Origin of the sequence: Neobacillus endophyticus (assembly GCF_013248975.1) — a bacterium.
In the GTDB taxonomy this organism is placed as follows: domain Bacteria; phylum Bacillota; class Bacilli; order Bacillales; family Cytobacillaceae; genus Neobacillus; species Neobacillus endophyticus.
Map to the genome: position 1 here is coordinate 3,841,618 of NZ_JABRWH010000001.1, position 19,825 is coordinate 3,861,442.

Sequence of the window (19,825 nt, forward strand, 5' to 3'; positions counted from 1 at the left end):
TCACAAAAATAAAAAAAGGGGCGAATAAAGTTCATAAAAGTAAATATACTATTTTTACTTTGGGGTCCTATTAAGTGTGGCTAAGAAAAGAGTTAAACAACGGTTTTTGTATTACTTCCTTGCCCATTAAATCCAGAGGAAGTTCTGAAAAAAAATAAAATGATTCATTGATTAATAGTAGATCATAAATTATTCCTCGGGAAAGCGCAGGAATAGACATTTCTTCCTATAGCTATGTCGGAAAATGCTAAATTCGATCACAAACTGTAATATAATGAAATAAATACAATTATTTATATAAGAATGATAAGGGGAAAGAATAATGAAACGCGTGATTGTATATACAACCAACGACTGTATTGAGTGCACAATGGTTAAAAAGGTACTTATCGAAGAGGAAATACCCTTTGATGCTCGGAATATTTCTCAAAATCAAGAATTTCAAAAAGAGGTTGAAAAGTACGGATTTCTTGGGGTTCCAGTGACGGTCTATGAAAACAGGGCAATAAAAGGATTTACAAATGAGCTAAAGGAAATTATAGAGATGGTAAAAGCGGACAGCAAAAGTGAAAATTAAATTCTTTACTTATTAATTATATAGGAGTAATATTTATTACGAACTGAATAGGTGTTGTCACTACTAGGGGTGCCCTGATCGGGCTGAGAGAAAACCATTAGTTTTTAACCCTTCGGACCTGATCTGGATTATGCCAGCGTAGGAAAGTAGACAGTGTACTTTATTGTTTATTTAACCAGGTCCTTACATGACCTGGTTTTTATTTTTATTAAAAAAGGAGAATTCCTATGGATAAAAACAATTTAAATGAAACGTTACAAAAAGTCAGAGAGGTAAATCCCCTTGTACATAATATCACGAATGTAGTAGTAACCAATTTTACGGCAAATGGCCTTCTTGCCCTTGGAGCATCACCGGTAATGGCATACGCGGCTGAAGAAGTGGCTGACATGGCGAAAATTGCCAGCGCATTAGTTTTAAATATTGGGACATTAAATGCTCAAAATGTGGAATCGATGATTATTGCAGGGAAATCTGCTAATAAAAATGGTGTTCCAGTCATATTTGACCCAGTTGGGGCAGGTGCTACGAGTTATCGGACAGAAACATCTCAAAAAATTATGAAGGAAGTTAAAGTGTCAATCATAAGAGGTAATGCTGCCGAGATTGCCAATGTTGTGGGGGAAAAGTGGGAAATTAAAGGCGTTGATGCGGGCAATACAAGTGGAAACGTTACAGACCTTGCTATTTCTGCAGCCAAAAAAATGAACTGTGTAGTTGTTATCACAGGAAAAGAAGATATTGTGTCGGACGGAAAAACGACTTACACCATTTCAAACGGGCATCCTATTTTAACAAAGGTGACAGGTACAGGTTGTCTTTTAACATCTGTCATTGGTGCGTTTGCTGGTGTAGAGAAAGATTTGGTCCGCGCTTCTGTTGCAGCCTTAACTTACTATGGTGTAGCCGCTGAAAAAGCAGCTGAAAAAACAGCCAAATTTGGACCAGGAAGCTTCCAAATCGAATTTTTAAATCAATTGTCTCTTGTTGCATCTGAGGATATTAACAAATTCGGATCATTTAAACAGGTATAACGATTAGTACAATGTTGATAAAAGTAAATAGTTAAAAAAAGCTATTTTTAAAAAATCTTATCGATTAAACTTGTTAGCTCAAAAATTCGAATCGGAGGTAGTCACCATGAAAAGAGCATTAACGATTGCAGGTTCTGACTCTGGCGGAGGAGCTGGTATACAAGCGGATCTCAAGACGTTTCAAGAACTTAACGTGTTTGGCATGTCGGCATTGACAGCTGTGACGGCGCAAAACACGTTGGGTGTGCACGGTGTTTATCCGATGACAACAGAGGCCGTAGTCAAACAAATCAGGGCAGTTGGTGAAGATATTGGTGTCGATGCGTTAAAAACAGGAATGCTGTTTAGTGCAGACATCATCGAGGCGGTTGCGGAAAATATAAAATCTTTCCAATGGGAAAATGTTGTCGTCGATCCCGTCATGATTGCAAAAGGGGGAGCATCCTTACTGCTGAAGGAAGCCATATCTGCATTAAAAAAGAATTTGCTACCTCTTGCCAAAATCATTACACCGAATATACCTGAAGCCGAGGTGCTAACAGGAATGGCGATTCAATCATTCGAAGAAAAACAAAAAGCGGCACGAAGACTGAGTGAATTAGGCGTGAAAAATGTAGTGATCAAAGGCGGCCATGATGAAGATCCGTCTATATCAACAGATTTATTATTTGATGGGAAGGAATTCTATACCTTTTCTAGCAATCGGATTAGTACGAAGAACACACATGGCACAGGATGTACATTCTCCGCAGCTATAACGGCTGAACTGGCAAAAGGAGCATCTGTCTATGATGCCGTTGTGATGGCTAAAGATTTTATTCAAGCAGCCATAGAAGACGATCTTATGCTTGGGAAAGGGCATGGTCCTACAAATCACTGGGCCTATCAAAAAAGAAATCTCATGAAGGAGCTGACCCGGCCATGATCAATTTGCAAGAAGCATTAAAAGTCTATTTTATTATGGGAAGCCCTAATTGCACAAATGATCCTGTTGAAGTGTTAAAAGAGGCAATTGCCGGTGGGATTACCATCTTTCAATTTCGTGAAAAAGGTGATGGAGCACTTATAGGCCCAGAAAAATATGAACTGGCAAAAAAGCTTCAAAATATATGCAAGGATCATCATATTCCCTTTATAGTCAATGATGATATTGAACTAGCGATTGAGATTGATGCGGACGGTGTTCATATTGGCCAAGAGGATGAGCCAGTAAAAAAGGTTCGTGAAAAAATCGGAGACAAAATTCTTGGCGTTTCCGTGCACTCCGAAGATGAAGCTATCACGGCCATCAAGGGAGGCGCGGATTATTTTGGAATTGGTCCGATATTTCCCACTTCCACGAAAGAGGATGCTAAGCCGGCAAGAGGACCGATTCTTATTCAGGAATTGCGCCAAAAAGGGTACACCATTCCCATTGTCGGTATTGGCGGCATTACCATTGATAATGCATTTTCTGTTGTCGAAGCTGGAGCAGACGGTGTCTCCATTATTACTGCTATCAGTCAAGCGTCATCACCAAGGGAGGCAGCTAACGCGTTGCGAAGAAATGTTGAGGTGCGATGATAAATGAATAAAACGTATAAAATGACTCTGACAGCTATGATGATCGCAATTGGGACAATTTCCAGCAGTGTAGTCTCCATTCCTGTTGGATTCACAAGGATTTTACCGGTTCAGCATTTTCTAAATGTATTATCAGCTGTTTTATTAGGACCTTATTATGCTGTAGCACAGGCGTTTTGCACTTCGCTGCTTCGAAATTTAATGGGAACGGGAACTATTTTTGCTTTTCCCGGTAGCATGGTTGGAGCACTTCTTTCATCTCTGTTATTTTAAAAAACAAAAAAAATCTTCGCTGCTTTGATCGGAGAGGTAATTGGTACTGGAATTATCGGCGCCATCCTTTGTTATCCAATCGCGGTACTTTTTCTCGGCAAAAAAGCCACACTTTTCGGGTTCATTCCACTATTTATTTACAGTTCCTTTGCGGGTGCTCTCATTGGCATGATAATTTTAACAGTCTTTTTGCGAAAGAAAATAGTTTTAATTGATGAAAAGAAATCATCCTTAACGAAATAAACCAAAAAGGTGAAGGGTACTCTCGGATAATTAAATGTAATGGCTTTTACATATATTCAATGGGCTGTAAGGAGGGACAATATGAACGTCGATGAAAATAAATTGCTTGAAATCATTTCAAACGAAGTAGAAGCAAGAAAAGAGGAATTAATTCATCTGTTAAGCAACTTGATCGGATTCCCAACGGTAAGCCCTCCCGCCCGAAACACCAACAATGTGCAGGAGTTTGTAAAAAATTATTTAGAGGGGCTCGGTTTTAAAACGGATATGTGGGAAGTATATCCAGGAGATTCCAATGTAGTTGGAATCTTAGCGGGCGCAGCTTCTGAGAAATTTAACAGTTTGATTATCAATGGGCATGTGGATGTCGCCGAAGTTGGGGATGACAGCGAATGGACCTCTCCGCCATTCGAGGCGGTTGTGAAGGATCCATTTATATATGGCCGCGGTACTGCCGATATGAAGGGCGGCATTGCAGCATCATTGATTGCTATAAAGATTTTAAAAGAATTGGGGATTACGCTTCAAGGAGAATTGCAATTTCAATCGGTTATTGGAGAAGAGGTCGGTGAGGCCGGAACACTTGCCTGTACAGAAAGAGGTTACACGGCAGATTATGCTCTTGTTGTGGATACAAGTGATCTTCATATTCAAGGCCAGGGTGGAGTAATTACAGGGTGGATTACGATCCAAAGTAAAGAAACACATCACGACGGGTTAAGAAGAAAAATGATTCATGCTGGAGGCGGCATAAAGGGAGCCAGCGCTATTGAAAAAATGATGAAAATTATTGCAGGGTTGCAGGAGCTGGAACGTCATTGGGCGGTGACGAAGAGCTATGAGGGCTTTCCGCCAGGTACGAACACCATTAACCCTGCTGTGATTGAAGGCGGCAGGCATGCTGCATTTGTTGCCGATCGCTGTGCCATTTGGGTAACCGTTCATTTTTATCCGAATGAAGACTATGAAACAGTGATCAATGAGATTGAAGACCATATTGGGGCAGTGGCTGCAGCAGATCCATGGCTTCGGGAAAATCCACCACAGTTTGTCTGGGGTGGAAAATCAATGATTGTAGATCGTGGAGAAATTTTTCCCGCTTTGGAAATCGATCCGCAGCACCCTGGAACATGCGGGCTCGTTGATTCCTTTAAAAAAGTAACGTTACAAAAGCCCACTCTTGGTATGTCAACGACGGTAACAGATGCAGGATGGCTTGGAAGGGCAGGGATTCCGACAGTTATATTTGGACCGGGGAAGTTAGAAGATGCCCACTCTGTAAATGAGAAAGTAGAGATCCAACAGCTGCTTGATTTTACGAAAATATTAGCAGTCTTCATTACCAAATGGTGCAATACAGGAAAGGAGAGGCAGTAATGAAATTTTCAAAAACCCTTTATGAAAAAGTAAAGGGTGTATGGGATCAAACACATCAACATCCATTTGTTGTGGGGATGGGCAATGGTGACCTCCCAGAAGAGTCATTTATCCGATATATGAAACAGGACTATGTTTTTTTAATTGAATATTCCAAGCTCTTTGCTATGGGCGCTCTGAAAGCAAGAGACCTCGACACAATGGCTGCATTTGCCAAACTTCTGCACGAAACGCTACACGGGGAAATGGATTTGCACCGTCAATATGCGGCGAGATTCGGTATAACAAACGAAGAGCTAGAGGAGACGTATCCAACTCCCATTAATTTAGCTTATACCCGTTACATGCTTTATGTGGCGCAAAACGGTTCGCTTGAAGAACTGATTTCAGCACTATTGCCATGTATGTGGAACTATTGGGAAATTGGTAAGATGTTAGCTGAAAATTACCCTGGTTCTAATGAACACCCATTGTATGGCGAATGGATTAGCATGTATTCATCAAAACAATTTGGTGAACTGGCATCGTGGCTGATTGATTTGCTCGATCAATTAGCAGAAGACAAATCTACACGTGAATTGGCCATTTTAGAAGAGCATTTCCTGACTACTTCCCGGTTTGAATATATGTTTTGGGATATGGTATATGAAGGGGGCGACTGGCCTGTCTAATTCACCTATATTAACCATACAAGATTTGTCTTATTCTTTTGATGATGGCAAACCTATTTTTCAAAACGTATCGATTGCATTAAAGCCAGGAGAATTCGTCTCAGTGATAGGCCCAAGTGGCTCAGGGAAAAGTACTTTGTTTAAATTGATCACAGGGTTGTTGAAGCCAGATCAAGGTGATATTTTAATGGACGGCCATTCGAAAAAAAATCGACTGGGTCTTGTAGGATATATGCCTCAAAAAGATTTGCTGCTGCCATGGAGAACGGTTTTAGAAAATGTTCTGCTGCCTTTGGAGTTAAAAAAGGAAAATAAAAAGCAGAAAATGAGTGAAATACGTGAATGGTTATCTCGGTTCGGCTTGGCAAAATATGAGAAATCCTATCCTCATGAATTATCAGGCGGTATGCGGCAGCGAGTTGCTTTTTTACGAACGATTATGACCGGCAGAGATTTGTTATTATTGGATGAGCCATTTGGTGCGCTTGATTCCATGACAAAACGGAATATGCAAAGCTGGCTACTTGGATTGTGGGGAGAGCTGAAAAAGACTGTGCTGTTCATTACACATGACTTAGAGGAAGCTTTGTTGCTAAGTGACCGGATTTATTTACTTGAGGGGACAGGTCAGCTTCAAGAGATTAAAGTAAACCTGCCACGGCCGCGCAGATCGGAACTTATCTATCAATCTGAATTTATCGAAATGAGAAAAGAACTGGAGTGGCTGATACATCATGAACATTAAATGGAAGAAGTGGGTTTCTGATTACGGCCTGTTTGTCCTCACTGCCATTCTGATTCTTTGTCTATGGGAATGGGTTGTAAGAAGGGAGCTGATACCTGCCTTTATTTTACCAGCACCTTCAGCTATTTGGACTTCTTTGATTGATAATTGGCAGCTCTTGCTGGAAGTTCATTTGCCTGCTACTCTCGAAGAGGTTCTAATTGGATTTGGTTTATCGCTTGCTGGAGGCCTCTTGATAGGAATCGGAATGCATTTTTCGAGGGTATTGGAAAAAATCTTGTATCCATTTCTCGTTATCTCACAAACAATTCCGTTGATAGCGATCTCGCCGATCTTTATTATGTGGTTTGGCTACTCGATTTGGAGCAAAATTGCAGTCACGATATTAACTGCGTTTTTTCCAATTGTAGTAAGTACATATGACGGTTTGAAATCAGGCGGGATTGAGTATCAGGAATTATTGAAGACAATGGGGGCCAGCCGCTGGGGAATATTTCAAAAAGTTCAAGTGCCTATGGCCTTGCCATCCATTTTTTCAGGTTTAAAGATGTCCGTTGTTTATTGTGTAGTCGGGGCAACAATTGGAGAATGGCTGGGAGCAAGTGAAGGATTGGGATACTTCAGCCGGCGAATGTCGGGAAACCTTCAGGCAGACGCAGTGTTTGCGGCAATTTTTCTACTTTCATTATTAGGTATTATATTATTTTTAATCATTAGCTTTATAGAAAAACAATTACTGAAAAATAATCATCGTTAAAGGATAGAAAGGAAGATTACATCCAATGAAAAAGGGCTTTATCATTTTAGCAAGTTTAATGCTGCTTTTATTAGGGGCTTGTTCAAACGGAGGTTCTAATAAAACAGCAGATTCTAGTGGGAAATTACAGAAGATCACAATCATGCTTGACTGGTATCCAAATGCTGTTCATTCATTTCTATATACTGCACAAGAGAAAGGCTATTTTAAGAAGCAGGGATTAGATGTTACGATTCAAATGCCGGCAGATACGAGCGACCCATTGAAGCTTGTGGCAGCTGGTAAAATAGATATGGCATTCAGCTATCAGCCTGAACTTTTAATCGCACGTGGTGAGAATATCCCGGTTCGTTCGTTCGCAGCAATCGTTCGCCATCCGCTAAACCAGTTAATGGTTCCAACAGATAGCGCGATTCATTCACCTAAAGATTTAGCAGGAAAAACTGTTGGATATCCATCCATGGATTTAGATGAAGACATTATTCATACGATGGTTAAAACAGATGGCGGCGATCCAAGTAAAGTCAAAATGGTAGATGTCGGATGGGATTTGATTCCGGCCATGGCAACGAAAAAAACAAATGGTTTAATAGGTGGATATATTAACCATGAGAAGTTGCTGTTAGATAAAGAGGGTCATCCAATGCGCACATTCAATCCTGCAGATTATGGTGTTCCAAATTATTATGAACTAGTATTGGTCGGCAGCGATCAGGAACTAAAAACAAAACCGGAAGTGTTTAAAAAGTTCATGACAGCCATAAGAGAAGGGCAAAAATATGTTACTGCCCACCCAACAGAAGGCTTAACAATCTTAATGAACCATGAAGACAAATCATCACCGCTCCAAAAAGACGTCGAAACCAAAAGCCTGCAAATCTTGCTTCCATTAATGGACGCCAAAGACAAACCATTCGGCTACCAAGACCCATCCACATGGGACAAAGTCGCCCAATGGCTAAAAAACAGCAAAATCATCAAACAAAACATAAAAGCATCCGACGCCTACATCAATTTCTAACGCAACTGAATGGTGTCAGGCACCAAAGAAAGACATTTTTAAGTTTTTGTCCATATAAGGTGGACACAGTATTTACCAGTTTGGTTGTTTTAAATTTAATAGGGTAGTTTTAAAGCTAGGCGTCATGGAGAGGCGCCTAGCTTTTGTATTTTATTTGTGTTTTGGTGGTATGAGGTGTGTTCTACTTTTTGGATGTTAATGGGCAGGTTTAGATTCCGCTTTTTTCAAAGTTTAAAAAGTATTGTCGGTAGAGCCATTTTTCAAATGGGATTTTGTGAAGATTAGGGAAGATTGCTTTTGCGGCATCGCTTGTGTAAAAATTTGCCATTTTTTCAATATAATCATCATCAAGCATTGGTGAAGGCACGATCATCTGACTATCTCGAACTAGTTCTAACATAATGGTCCACTCCCTATTCTTTAATCATTTGAAATAGAAAACTATGGAACTATGATGACAAAATAGATTTATTTTTTTATATTTTAACAATTTTATGACTTTATTTAAAAATAAAAATATTGACTTGGATTTCTCTTTATCGACATCGTTCAATAATGAGTTAAAGATGAAAGATATTTTTTTAAAACATAAAAACTATTTCTGTCGAAATGGACAGAAAAGTTTATGATAGACAGAGAGTTAAAGAGGAATTTTGTAGATGATTAATATGAAGTTGAATAGACGATTAAAAGATTAAAAAAAATCGCTTGGGGTGTGCAGTTTACAAATCTCCCAAGCGATTTATATTAATGATGTCTGAATGAAACTTTTGCTTTATATAGGCGCCATCCGGTTAATGCAGCACATATTAAACAAATGGATGCGGAACCAATGAAAACCGTATGCATTCCTTCAATAAAAATGTCAGGGCGGTTAGCAATCAATCCAGTGACCCGATAGCCAGCTCTTGCGCTCATAACAGAGAAAAGGGTGGTAGTCGCTGCAGAGATCCCCACAACCATACCCAAATTTCGGATAAGGGCATTTACACTTCCCGCAATACCGAGCTGAAACTTTGGAACAGTTGACATGACTAAAGAATTGTTAGGTGATTGGAACAAACCGCTGCCAAGACCTAACATGGCAACATACAATCCTACTAAAATAATTGAACTTTCATCCCCCAGATTGGCTAAACCAATCTGGGCAATGACCATAACGATCAAGCCGATAAATGTTAACAGCTCAGAGCCGATTTTATCAGACCATGCACCGCTGAGAGGTGCAACTATTGCCATTGTAATTGGAAAAAGCATTAACAATAATCCGGCGCTCATAGGAGAAAGATGTAAAATATTTTGTGTATAAAATGGTGCAATAATATTAAAACAGAAGTTAGCAACGAACATGAGAAAGCCACATAAAATGCTCAATGAAAATAAGGGATTTTTAAATAACGACAAATGTAACATAGGTTCTGCCTTTTTGGATTCTACCACCAAAAATACGACAAGGGAGATGGCAGAAATGATAAAGGCTGTGACAATACGATAATCTTGATAGCCAGCCTGCTGACCTAGCAATAATCCTGCAAAAAGAGAAATGATAAATAAAATAAACAGTAGTGTTCCTGCGCTGTCTATTGTTGCTTTTACAAAAGTCATGTCTTTGGGCAGCATTCTCCATCCGAACGCTATAGCTATGACTCCAATAGGAACATTCACCCAAAAAATATACTCCCAGCCAAAAGCTGAAATAAGTAAACCGCCCAAACTCGGACCGGCAATACTACCTAGTGAAACGAAGGTTCCGATAAGGCCTAATGCCTTTCCACGTTCTCTTGCCGGAAATATTTCAGTTATTATTCCCTGACTATTGGCCATCGTCATGGATGATCCTAATGCCTGTACAAGCCTGGAAATAACAAGCAATGCCAGATTATGACTTAAACCACAAAAAAGGGAGCCGATGATGAATATGATGGTCCCGATTTTAAATATGCGAATTTTACCAACGATATCACCTAATTTACCAAAAAATAGGATTAATGTACAAATAGCAATTAAATAGCTGCTGACAACCCATTCAGTTTTGGCAATCGGGAGATTTAAATTTTTCGAGATAACAGGAAGAGCAATATTGACAATACTTGCATCCAGGGTGGACATAAACGTAAAAATATTTAAAATCACAAGGATGGCCCATCTTTTTTTCTGAATGGCCTGATCATCCTGGTAGGTTTTAGCCTGTGAATTCAAGTTAGCACCTCATTTTCTTATAGTTGCGAACGCAACTATTTTATAACTTTAATAGTGTATCTTAATTTAGTTGCGCCTGCAACTAAATTACTGTAAAATTTTTTTAGTTAAAAAAATAAATGAGGTTCGAAATGAAAAGAAAACCGATTGGTAAATTGATTTCACTTATATACCGCCAAAACCAAAAAATGATTAGTAAAAAATTAAAGGCATATCAAATTGGTGGCGGAGGGCAGCATAGCTTTTTAATCGAAATTGTCAAACAACCTGGGATCAACCAGGATCAGCTAACCACAGAGTTAAAATTTGATAAAGCAACAACCGCCCGAGCTATTAAAAAACTAGAGGAAGCTGGCTATATCACACGTAAGATTGATGAAAAAGACCGCCGATCTTTTCAACTTTTTCCTACAGCTAAAGGGCTGGAGTTTTATCCTGTTTTAATGGATATTTTAAAAACTTCCAACCACTCATTAACTTTGCAATTAACGGACGAGGAAAAAGACCAGTTGATTTATTTACTGCAAAAATTAACGTTTAGTGACCATGATTAAACCGGTTATATGGAAGGGGAAGTAAATCAAATGATGATGTATCAAAAAAACAATGTAACTGTTTTTCAAAGTGCTTTATTTCAATTGAATTCTACGATTGTTGTTACAGATGACATCGTATTAGTGACAGATCCTGGCTATCTTCCTCAAGAAATAGAAGTGCAAAAGAAATTTGTAGAGAATATTAAAGGGGACAGACCGGTTTATTTGTTTTTTACCCATTCGGATTTCGACCATATTGTTGGCTATGGTGCATTTCCAGGGGCTAAAACCATAGCAAGTAAAGAATTTGTGGAAAGTCCTTTAAAAGAAGCACAGCTACATGATGTGATAAAATTCGATGATGAATTTTATATAACTCGTCCATATGAAGTAGAATATCCTAAGATTGATTGTGTCATTCGGAAAGATGGAGAGAAATTAATCGTAGGGAAGACGGAGATTACGTTTTATCATGGTTTAGGCCATAATCATGACGGCTTAATAGCTGTTGTAGAATCACTGGATCTAGTGATAGCCGGTGATTATCTCTCAGACGTTGAATTTCCGTTTGTTTATTACAGTTATGCTGAATATGAAAAAACATTGGACACTTTTAAAAAGTTGTTATCAGAAGAAAGACCTCTCACCTTGATCACCAGCCACGGAAACGTAACTGAAGACCAACAAGAGATCCAAAAACGGATCAACGACTCAGAAGAGTATTTAACACTCGTTGAAAACGGCGGATCCTCTGAAGAATTTCAGCAATTTCTGAACGCGAAAGGCTATCGCTTTCTAACCAATCTAAAAGCACGTCACGAGGACAATTTACGAGTTAAGGTGTCAGGCACCATGTGAATTATTCACATGGTGCCTGACATTGTTAAATAATGGGGTCTTGTGATAATCCTCATGAGGTATGCGGAATTTTTGGGGGCGGGTTTTCGTTTTTTGTTTAGGAAGTTAATGATGGTGCTGGCACCACGGATGCCTATACCGTGGCCAAAGTATTCGTCGTCACCAAAGTAGATGACGTTTTCGGCACGCCAATGGGGTTGTTTTGGGTCAAAATCGGGATTGTTGAAGTGAAGTACATCACCAGGAATGAAATCATCGCCATATTTCTGGTAAAGCGGGAGATCTTCGTCAAACTGCCAATCCATTAAATAAAGCCCGCTGAAAAGGACATTAAACCTTTCGCTTCCAATTGAATAGAGAAACGCAATATATAAAACAATAGCAACTGCTGTGGAACATTCAAACGCATAAAGCTTTCCGTTTTTTAAAATGTCAAGTATCGCTGTTGAAGGGTCAACATCAGGTCTTATTAAAAAACCGCCGTTGCTTAACCGGTTCCAATATTTTTTATTGCAAAATGCATAGGTAAAAGTAGTAAACTTAGCTCCGCTCTTATTCAGTTCTCTTGCTGCTCTCATGGTATTGCGTCGGAACAATAGTTCAAATTTTAATTGTTCGAGTGTAAGATACTCGTATTTTTCATTAAAAGATGTCATTAGTTTAATAATGTTAGTTTCTTCTTTATTAGAAACTTTTTTCGCTAGTTCCTCCCATTTGACAATTTGATGATCAATGACAATCATTTTGTACCTCCATTTGTAAAGAGTCACTTCCTTCTATAAAAATATGTAGCAACCTAGAATATAATCCAAAAAAAAGCTGGGATTCCCAGCTTAACTCGAAACACTGTTCGTATAAACAGTATTTTTATGTTTTTTAAATTTTAAATACATGATCAGGAAAACAATGGCACTGCTGAATCGAAGGGTAGTGCTGATATACATAGAAAGATGAATTCCTGTTTCCTGAAGCAGCCAAACTCCAATTTGCGGGGCAATGAAAGCCACAATAGATAACAACACATTATACGTAGTAATACAGTACGTTCTTTTTTCAGGTGGTGATTGCTCTAATAATAGATTGAATAAGATAAGTGTTGTTCCAGACACAAAAAAGCCTGAAGACATTTGTACTAATGTTAAGTAAAAGGGATTGGTTGATATAACAGTTAATGCTGGAGCAATCGCCATACCCACTGCAATCCAGAAAAATATTAACGTATTTGATTTCTTATCTGCCCACTTTTTCCATAATGGGAATGTAAATATTTGTACTAATTGGTTTCCAACTGAAAAAATACTGATCCAAAGCAAAGTGGCATGGGCATACTTGATATTATAAATGTTGAATAAACCCCAAACCATTTGCCAGGAAAAATTAAAACACAATGCGGCAAACAGAAACCATTTGTATCCATAGTCTTTAAAGATGCTCCAATCCATAAATGTTTTCTTTTGCTCAGTATTTGATTTTGACTTCACAGGAGTCTCCCTGTGTTTCATTAAGAAAAATACTTCTAATAGTCCAAACAGAAATGCACATAAAAATAAAAGTTGATATGTTCCTACATGATTTGTTTGATTTTTCATTACGATCCCAATGACTAACATGGAAATCATTCCAACTATTGTTAATAAACGATTTCTGTCACTGAAAAATGCTCCTCGGCGTTCTTCATCAATCATTCCGCTAATTAATGTTTGCCATCCGATCGTTGAAATCGTTCCAGGTATGTTCATTAATCCGATCATGATTAAAAAAACCCAAGCCTGAAATGATGGCGGAATAAGCACAACTCCTATCAGCAGTAAAAACATCGCCCTTGCCAAAAAAACCGTTAATGCAATCATTTTCTTTTGCTGTTCCAATCGATTTAATAGGATTGCAGCCGGTATCGTTACGATCAAAGTTACTAAAGGGGGCAAAGAGCTGATTAATCCGACTTGATAATTGCTGGCGCCAAGAACGGAGATCGCGTAAATGGGGAAATAATTACTTGCTAAGTTTACAGCAATTACTGAAACCATACCATGATAAATACTAATTTTTTCATTATAGGTGCGCATGTTATCCACCATTTCCTTAGTAATCTACAAAATTATTATACATTTTATATTGTTTCACACAATCAATACTTTTTTGAGAAAATAAAAGCAAGCAGTCATCAATTTTTTCACGGACTTAATAGGTGGTATAATATGTTTTATAAAAACGCAGGAAGGTTGTGTCTGTTATGGTTAATCAGCAAACTCATGTGGGTGTTTTTCATAAAAGTAAATATCTGCCGCCAAAAGGTGAATATCAAACTTTTTTGGATGAAGAACACTTTAAAGAAAAGCTAAAGGAATGGGGACTTTCTGCTGCAAAAAAAGAATTTTGGTATAAAGATCGCAACTACCAAGAATTGGTGTCCATTCAAGGGTATGAATCATACGGCATTACAGGCGAATACCATACACTTGTCATCCAATTTCCCGATGGAGCATTAAGCTGTATCCACCCAGCATTTTTAAAAGAAATGCAACAATCTAGCTTTGGAAAAGAAAGTATCTTTTCGGGGGATGGCTCTGTTACAGAGGGAGATGCTATTGTCACAAGTACAGAAAAAACACCATTATTGTCCGATTCAAAATCCAAACAAGCACTTGAAGGGTCAGATACAGGAATAGAAAAAGGAAAGCAATCAAAAAAAGAGTCAAAACCAAAAAAGGAAAAAACTATTAAAATCCAACTACCTGAGGAAAAAGTCCATTTCACAGCAGAAGTTAAACAATTTGCACTTACCTATAATCCTTTTAATGAAGAAAATGATGAGGTTGTGGTTCTTGAACATGTAACGATTTCTCAAGAACCTCCGATTGAATTGGGATTTGCATGGTGCAGTCATAGTAAAACATTGAAAAAATTTGAATTGGTTCCAGGAGATTTGCTGGAATTTGACGGGAAAGTGGCGTCCAAGAAATTGGCAAAAGGGAAAGATGTAGAAGAAGAGTTTATTGTAGAAATCCCAGTTATGTATAAAATCAACAATCCGTCTAAAATTGTAAAAAATGGGTGAGATCAATCTCACTCATTTTATTATGGAATTTTAAAATCCAATTAGGAAGGGCATTAATTTATCAAAACCTCTTTAACTGTTGGCTTTGTTCTGTCCTTTTTCTATTGTTTAGTGTGATAAAAAATGATGGTTATCGCGGTGGAAGTTTTTTAAACAAATACAGTCCAGGTTTCAAACAAAATAATTTCGTGCATGCTTCTAGGCGGATACCTACTCTTGTTTTTGAATAGACACATACACTATGGATGCAGAAATAAGAGGAGGAGATGCGAAATGAATAGACAACTTATGGGAGCACCGGTTGGACAGCCAGCACCAGTTCCTACGCCATTACCTGTCCCACCGCAAGACGCATATTATCATGGACATGGCGGTTATTATCCCGGTTATGGCTATCATTATGGGCATGGCGGTTATTATCCAGGTTATGGCTATCACCATGGACATGGCGGTTATTATCCAGATTATAGTTATCACCATGGACATGGCGGTTATTATCCGGGATATGGTTATCACCACAGTCATACGGGCTATTACCCAGGTATTGGAATTCACCACGGATCAACCACGATCAGTCCCTAACATAAAAATAATGTATTTCAAAAGGCCAGCCAAAACAGCTGGCCTTATTTGGTGTCAGGCACCATATAATTATATTTATTTTCATTTTAACTCATCATTATTTATCTTGTTTTTTTATTATCTGCCGGTAATTAAAAAAATGAAGCTACATGGTAATACATTTGGTATAATGAACATTAAAATGTATTTTTTCAAGGGGCAGCGGGAAATGAATCAGACATTCACATTAAAAGAGAAAACAAAACAAATTTTTATTTTGCTTGTTCCAATTTTAATTACTCAGCTTGGTATGTTTTCGATGGTATTTTTTAATACAATCATGTCAGGGAAATATCATTCGGATGCACTTGCTGGAGTAGCTATTGGATCGTCTATTTGGAATCCCGTTTTTACTGGGATTAGCGGAATATTATTAGCAGTATCGCCAATAGCGGCACAGAGATTTGGTGAAAAAAAACCAGGTGAAGTTTCAACAATTGTCAAGCAAGGAATCTATCTTTCTGTGATTCTTACAATCTTGGTCATCGTGGCAGGAATCTTTACGATCCATCCAATACTGGATAAAATGAATCTTCCTAAAAATGTTGATAATACAGCGTTTCGGTATTTAGTTGGTCTTAGTTTTGGCATTCTCCCTTTATTCATATTTAATGTACTCAGATCGTTTATTTATGCGCTTGGTAAAACACGAGTGATTATGATTATTATGATTGCCTCATTGCCTCTTAATCTATTTTTGAATTACGTCCTGATTTTTGGATATTGGGGCTTCCCGGAATTGGGCGGTGCAGGTGCAGGGTATGCCACATCGATTACGGATTGGGTTATAATGGCAGTGACTGCATGGATTGTTGAAAAGCAGGAACCTTTTTCTTCCTTCCAGGTTCTGTCTAATTGGCGGGAATTTTCTTATGATACCTGTAAGGAAATATTAAAAATTGGTGTGCCGATGGGCTTATCCACATTCTTTGAAACAAGCATGTTCGCGGTTGTTACCATTTTAATCAGTAAATTTAACGTTACAACAGTGGCAGCTTATCAATCAGCACTGAATATTGTCTCTTTTTTGTACATGATTCCAACCAGTGTTTCTATGGCTCTCACGGTTTTAATCGGCTTTGAAGTTGGAGCCAAGAGGTATAAGGATGCAAAGGTATACAGTTGGCTAGGTATTGCTTTGGCTGTTGTCATTGCCCTCTTTACCGGGCTTTTGGTAATCATATTCCGTTATCAAGTCGCTGGATTATACTCTAATGAAACAGCTGTCATCAATTTAACGGCAGACTTCTTAATCTTTGCCTTATTCTTTCAAATGTCAGATGCAACACAAGTAACTGCCCAAGCTGCACTAAGAGGCTATAAAGATGTCAACCTTGCCTTCATCATGACCTTAATCGCATACTGGGCGATCTGTCTCCCAGTCGGATACCTTCTGGCACATTTCACAAACCTAGAGGCCAGGGGTTACTGGATCGGACTCACTGTCGGACTGCTCGCAGCTGGTATCACACTCTCTGGCAGACTTTTATACATTCAAAAACGGAAATTTACTAACCAAGAACTTCGAGAAGTTGTGGGATAAATGGTGTTGGTGTCAGGCACCGTAAAAAGACAAATTAGGCAAAATGTTCACCTGAGGTGGACATTTTTTTTGAAGTTTAAATTATTGTAAATAAATAGCATATTTTATTGGAAATAGATAAATTAAAATATACAAAAAAGTTTTCAATGCCGTATCTTTTATGCCTTATTTAAACGTTATTAGATTAGAGAGTGCAAAAAGGAGTGAAAGTAAATGTCAATCAGTTCAGGTGATAACATCTATGATCAGGAGCAGCAGGTAGAGGATTTAGATGAAGGGTTTTGGATGGAGCATTATCCGAAACTTCAGCGATATTGTCATTTTCTAGCTCAAAATCCATGGGATGGTGACGATATTGCTCATGAAACGTACCTAAAGGCTCTAAAATATTGCACACAAAAGAATAAGCTGTCATCAGCATTATTAAACAAAATTGCATACCACCATTGGATTGACCAGCTTCGGAAAAGAAAAAACGAAAAAATAGGTGCAGAGGATGAACTTGCTCAGGGAGTTATGCTATACGATTTTGATGAAATGGCACATTCAGTTGATTTATTACTTAAACTGCTTACTCCCAAACAAGCCATCATATTTTTGCTTAAAGAATCTTTTCAATATCAAGGGAAAGAAATTGCTCATATTTTAGGCACAACGGAAATGGCAGTAAAGGCGAGTTTGAATCGTGCAAAAAAACGGCTGGCAAAAGAAGAACGGCAAACAAGTTCAGTTGAAACGTTTTGGAACGAAGAGGAAAGAGAGCAATTGGAACAATTATTTTATTCAGCGTTGAAAAATCAAGATCCCTCAATCCTGATTAAGTCCATTTCAACAATCATCAGTCTAAGGAAAGTACCTAACGTGATTATTGAAAATTCTGGCCGCACTCCTTCAAGCACTCTCTGCATGGCTGCCTAGCCAACCACGCTTTAAGGAGGACGAAAAAATGAGTGCAATCCCATATGTTATTGAACAATCGAATAGAGGAGAACGTTCTTACGATATTTATTCCCGGCTATTAAAGGACAGGATTATCATCATTGGGGATGAAATTAATGATCATGTGGCAAATAGTGTTGTGGCACAGCTATTGTTTTTAGCAGCAGATGCACCGGATAAAGAAATCTCTTTATACATTAACAGCCCTGGAGGCTCGACTTCCGCCGGATTTGCTATTTTTGATACCATGCAATATATAAAGCCTGATGTAAGAACAATTTGTACCGGTATGGCCGCTTCATTTGGTGCAATGCTTCTACTAGCAGGAACAAAAGGCAAACGTTATGCACTGCCAAACAGTGAAATTATGATTCATCAGCCATTAGGTGGTGTAAGAGGGCAGGCGACTGAAATCGAGATCTCCGCCCGAAGGATCTTAAAGCTTCGAGAACACATTAATCAAATTATCTCTGAACGGACTGGCCAACCTATTGAAAAAATAGCAAAGGATACGGATCGAGATTACTTCATGAGTGCAGAAGAAGCCAAAGAATATGGGATTATCGACGAAATACTATATCCAAAATGATGTAAAAACTGCTTGGATTTAATTAAATCCAAGCAGTTTTTTTAAAGAGAATTTGCTGCTTTTCGAGCCCTGATCTTAAAAAATAATCTCAATAAAGGAGGGACCGCAAAATAAATAAAAAACAGCCGAAATATCTGGTAACCTGTGACCAATGATAAATTGGCTTGCACCTCTTGGGCGAGAATGCCCATTTGATCCATGCCCCCTGGAGCAACGCTGAGAAAACTGGTTGAAGGGTTGATGTGGCTGTGACAAACAAGGATCATGCTTAATCCAAGTGAACCGATAATCATTACCATTCCGCTTATAAGCGCAAGGGTAATAATCCTAACTTTGTGCTCAAGCTTTTCAGGTTTTAATAAGAGGCCGATATAACCGCCGATCATAAATTGGGAAAAATTTATTACAGGTGTTGGTAAGGCAGGACCATGCAATCCAGTGATGTTAACCATGGCTGTCCCTAAGATTGGCCCTAACAAAAATGGGGTTGGAAACTTCCATTTAACAGCCATAAACGCGAAAATCAAACAGACAAATGCGAACAACAAAATGTTGGGAAACAGGGGTCCATTTGTAAAAGTGGTTGTTCCTGGCACCATTGATACAATATTAACGTTATGATTAAAAAATGGTCCAAAAATAAGGAAAGGAACAAAGAAAATGATCATCATCAGCCGAGCTACTTGCAGAAATGTTACAGTCGTAATATCAATGCCTTTAACTTCCTCTGCAAAAATAATCATTTGTGACAGACCGCCTGGAATGCTGCCAGTCAATACAGTTGGATAGTCTACTCCTGTCAGTTTAGAAACGGCAAGGGCAATGATAGCACAAAATACTACAAGTGTAATGGTCATGCACAGCATAGATGGTAATTTTTCAGCTATCTGTAAAAGAGCCCCCTTAGTAAAGGATAATCCAATAGAATATCCGACAATAATCAAGCCTGTATTTCGGATGTTACTTGGCCAATATAGCTGAATTTTTGATAACCTGGAACAGATAAAAACACAAATCATCGGACCAAGCAGCCATGGAATTGGTGAATGGATCACGGTGAACGTGATGCCGCCGATAATAGCTGTCACAAAAGCCAGAAAAAAACGGACTTTTTTGTCTTCAGTGTGAAAAACAAATTTTTTCATGTGAACCCTTCTGTCCTTTTAAAATAAATAATCCTGTTGTATCCAATTTCATATTTTATCATGGCTTATTTATTAT

The 19,825-nt window shown here is 38.4% G+C and carries 21 protein-coding genes, 1 pseudogene and 1 riboswitch; of the genes and pseudogenes, 17 read left to right on the forward strand and 5 right to left on the reverse strand.

Features of this window, described 5'->3' with window-relative positions:
• Nucleotides 1–322: 322 nt before the first annotated feature.
• The 10 genes and pseudogenes from HPT25_RS18965 (at nt 323) to HPT25_RS19010 (ending at nt 8,261) form a co-directional block, all read left to right on the forward strand.
• Nucleotides 323–577 carry a glutaredoxin family protein gene (locus HPT25_RS18965; RefSeq protein ID WP_217269756.1) on the forward strand — a complete coding sequence of 85 codons (255 nt, stop codon included), beginning with the start codon at nt 323–325 and terminating at the stop codon, nt 575–577.
• A gap of 55 nt (nt 578–632) precedes the next feature.
• Nucleotides 633–739, forward strand: a riboswitch (TPP riboswitch).
• Nucleotides 740–804: 65 nt separating this feature from the next.
• Nucleotides 805–1,611, forward strand: coding sequence for a hydroxyethylthiazole kinase (gene thiM / locus HPT25_RS18970; protein ID WP_173067732.1), 807 nt, complete (start codon nt 805–807; stop codon nt 1,609–1,611).
• A 106-nt stretch (nt 1,612–1,717) separates the two neighbouring features.
• Nucleotides 1,718–2,536, forward strand: coding sequence for a bifunctional hydroxymethylpyrimidine kinase/phosphomethylpyrimidine kinase (gene thiD, locus HPT25_RS18975; RefSeq protein ID WP_173067734.1), 819 nt, complete (start codon nt 1,718–1,720; stop codon nt 2,534–2,536).
• Entirely contained in the window at nt 2,533–3,174 is a 642-nt protein-coding gene (gene thiE, locus HPT25_RS18980; protein WP_173067737.1) for a thiamine phosphate synthase, read from the forward strand. Before thiD ends, thiE begins: the two co-directional genes overlap by 4 nt.
• Before the next feature lie 3 nt (nt 3,175–3,177).
• Nucleotides 3,178–3,690: pseudogene (gene thiW / locus HPT25_RS18985) on the forward strand (energy coupling factor transporter S component ThiW).
• An 81-nt stretch (nt 3,691–3,771) separates the two neighbouring features.
• Nucleotides 3,772–5,067: an acetylornithine deacetylase gene (locus HPT25_RS18990; protein WP_173067740.1), complete on the forward strand. Its 1,296-nt coding sequence runs from the start codon at nt 3,772–3,774 to the stop codon at nt 5,065–5,067.
• The gene (gene tenA, locus HPT25_RS18995) at nt 5,067–5,738 is read left to right on the forward strand and encodes a thiaminase II (protein ID WP_173067743.1); all 672 of its coding nucleotides are present in this window, start codon (nt 5,067–5,069) and stop codon (nt 5,736–5,738) included. The genes HPT25_RS18990 and tenA overlap by 1 nt, the downstream gene beginning before the upstream one ends.
• On the forward strand, nt 5,713–6,483 hold the full coding sequence (locus HPT25_RS19000) for an ABC transporter ATP-binding protein (RefSeq protein WP_217269757.1): 771 nt from the start codon (nt 5,713–5,715) through the stop codon (nt 6,481–6,483). Before tenA ends, HPT25_RS19000 begins: the two co-directional genes overlap by 26 nt.
• Nucleotides 6,473–7,240, forward strand: coding sequence for an ABC transporter permease (locus tag HPT25_RS19005; RefSeq protein ID WP_173067746.1), 768 nt, complete (start codon nt 6,473–6,475; stop codon nt 7,238–7,240). The genes HPT25_RS19000 and HPT25_RS19005 overlap by 11 nt, the downstream gene beginning before the upstream one ends.
• A gap of 25 nt (nt 7,241–7,265) precedes the next feature.
• Nucleotides 7,266–8,261, forward strand: coding sequence for an ABC transporter substrate-binding protein (locus HPT25_RS19010; protein WP_173067749.1), 996 nt, complete (start codon nt 7,266–7,268; stop codon nt 8,259–8,261).
• A gap of 208 nt (nt 8,262–8,469) precedes the next feature.
• Here the strand turns inward: HPT25_RS19010 and HPT25_RS19015 are convergent, their stop codons facing one another.
• Both HPT25_RS19015 and HPT25_RS19020 read right to left on the reverse strand, forming a co-directional pair.
• A complete protein-coding gene (locus tag HPT25_RS19015) occupies nt 8,470–8,661 on the reverse strand; it encodes a hypothetical protein (RefSeq protein WP_173067752.1) in 192 nt (63 codons plus the stop codon).
• A 347-nt stretch (nt 8,662–9,008) separates the two neighbouring features.
• On the reverse strand, nt 9,009–10,460 hold the full coding sequence (locus HPT25_RS19020) for an MFS transporter (protein WP_173067753.1): 1,452 nt from the start codon (nt 10,458–10,460) through the stop codon (nt 9,009–9,011).
• Between the two features lie 131 nt (nt 10,461–10,591).
• Here HPT25_RS19020 and HPT25_RS19025 point away from each other — a divergent pair, with 131 nt between their 5' ends.
• Nucleotides 10,592–11,014, forward strand: a complete 423-nt coding sequence (locus HPT25_RS19025; protein WP_173067756.1) for a MarR family winged helix-turn-helix transcriptional regulator — start codon at nt 10,592–10,594, stop codon at nt 11,012–11,014.
• Between the two features lie 30 nt (nt 11,015–11,044).
• A complete protein-coding gene (locus HPT25_RS19030; RefSeq protein ID WP_173067759.1) occupies nt 11,045–11,854 on the forward strand; it encodes an MBL fold metallo-hydrolase in 810 nt (269 codons plus the stop codon).
• Nucleotides 11,855–11,859: 5 nt separating this feature from the next.
• Here the strand turns inward: HPT25_RS19030 and tgl are convergent, their stop codons facing one another.
• On the reverse strand, nt 11,860–12,597 hold the full coding sequence (gene tgl, locus HPT25_RS19035) for a spore coat transglutaminase TGL (protein WP_173067762.1): 738 nt from the start codon (nt 12,595–12,597) through the stop codon (nt 11,860–11,862).
• 90 nt (nt 12,598–12,687) lie between these two features.
• Nucleotides 12,688–13,932, reverse strand: coding sequence for an MFS transporter (locus tag HPT25_RS19040; protein ID WP_246277229.1), 1,245 nt, complete (start codon nt 13,930–13,932; stop codon nt 12,688–12,690).
• 155 nt (nt 13,933–14,087) lie between these two features.
• Here HPT25_RS19040 and HPT25_RS19045 point away from each other — a divergent pair, with 155 nt between their 5' ends.
• The 5 genes from HPT25_RS19045 to clpP all read left to right on the forward strand — a co-directional run bounded on the left by HPT25_RS19045 (nt 14,088) and on the right by clpP (nt 18,604).
• Complete coding sequence (locus HPT25_RS19045; protein WP_173067768.1) at nt 14,088–14,912, forward strand: hypothetical protein; 825 nt, start codon at nt 14,088–14,090, stop codon at nt 14,910–14,912.
• A gap of 273 nt (nt 14,913–15,185) precedes the next feature.
• Nucleotides 15,186–15,494, forward strand: coding sequence for a hypothetical protein (locus HPT25_RS19050; RefSeq protein WP_217269758.1), 309 nt, complete (start codon nt 15,186–15,188; stop codon nt 15,492–15,494).
• Nucleotides 15,495–15,702: 208 nt separating this feature from the next.
• Complete coding sequence (locus HPT25_RS19055; RefSeq protein ID WP_173067771.1) at nt 15,703–17,076, forward strand: MATE family efflux transporter; 1,374 nt, start codon at nt 15,703–15,705, stop codon at nt 17,074–17,076.
• A 213-nt stretch (nt 17,077–17,289) separates the two neighbouring features.
• The gene (locus tag HPT25_RS19060; RefSeq protein WP_173067774.1) at nt 17,290–17,994 is read left to right on the forward strand and encodes a sigma-70 family RNA polymerase sigma factor; all 705 of its coding nucleotides are present in this window, start codon (nt 17,290–17,292) and stop codon (nt 17,992–17,994) included.
• Nucleotides 17,987–18,604: an ATP-dependent Clp endopeptidase proteolytic subunit ClpP gene (clpP, locus tag HPT25_RS19065; protein WP_281368281.1), complete on the forward strand. Its 618-nt coding sequence runs from the start codon at nt 17,987–17,989 to the stop codon at nt 18,602–18,604. Before HPT25_RS19060 ends, clpP begins: the two co-directional genes overlap by 8 nt.
• 41 nt (nt 18,605–18,645) lie before the next feature.
• Here clpP and HPT25_RS19070 read toward each other — a convergent pair whose 3' ends face one another.
• Nucleotides 18,646–19,749: an AbrB family protein gene (locus HPT25_RS19070; RefSeq protein ID WP_173067780.1), complete on the reverse strand. Its 1,104-nt coding sequence runs from the start codon at nt 19,747–19,749 to the stop codon at nt 18,646–18,648.
• Between the last annotated feature and the right edge of the window lie 76 nt (nt 19,750–19,825).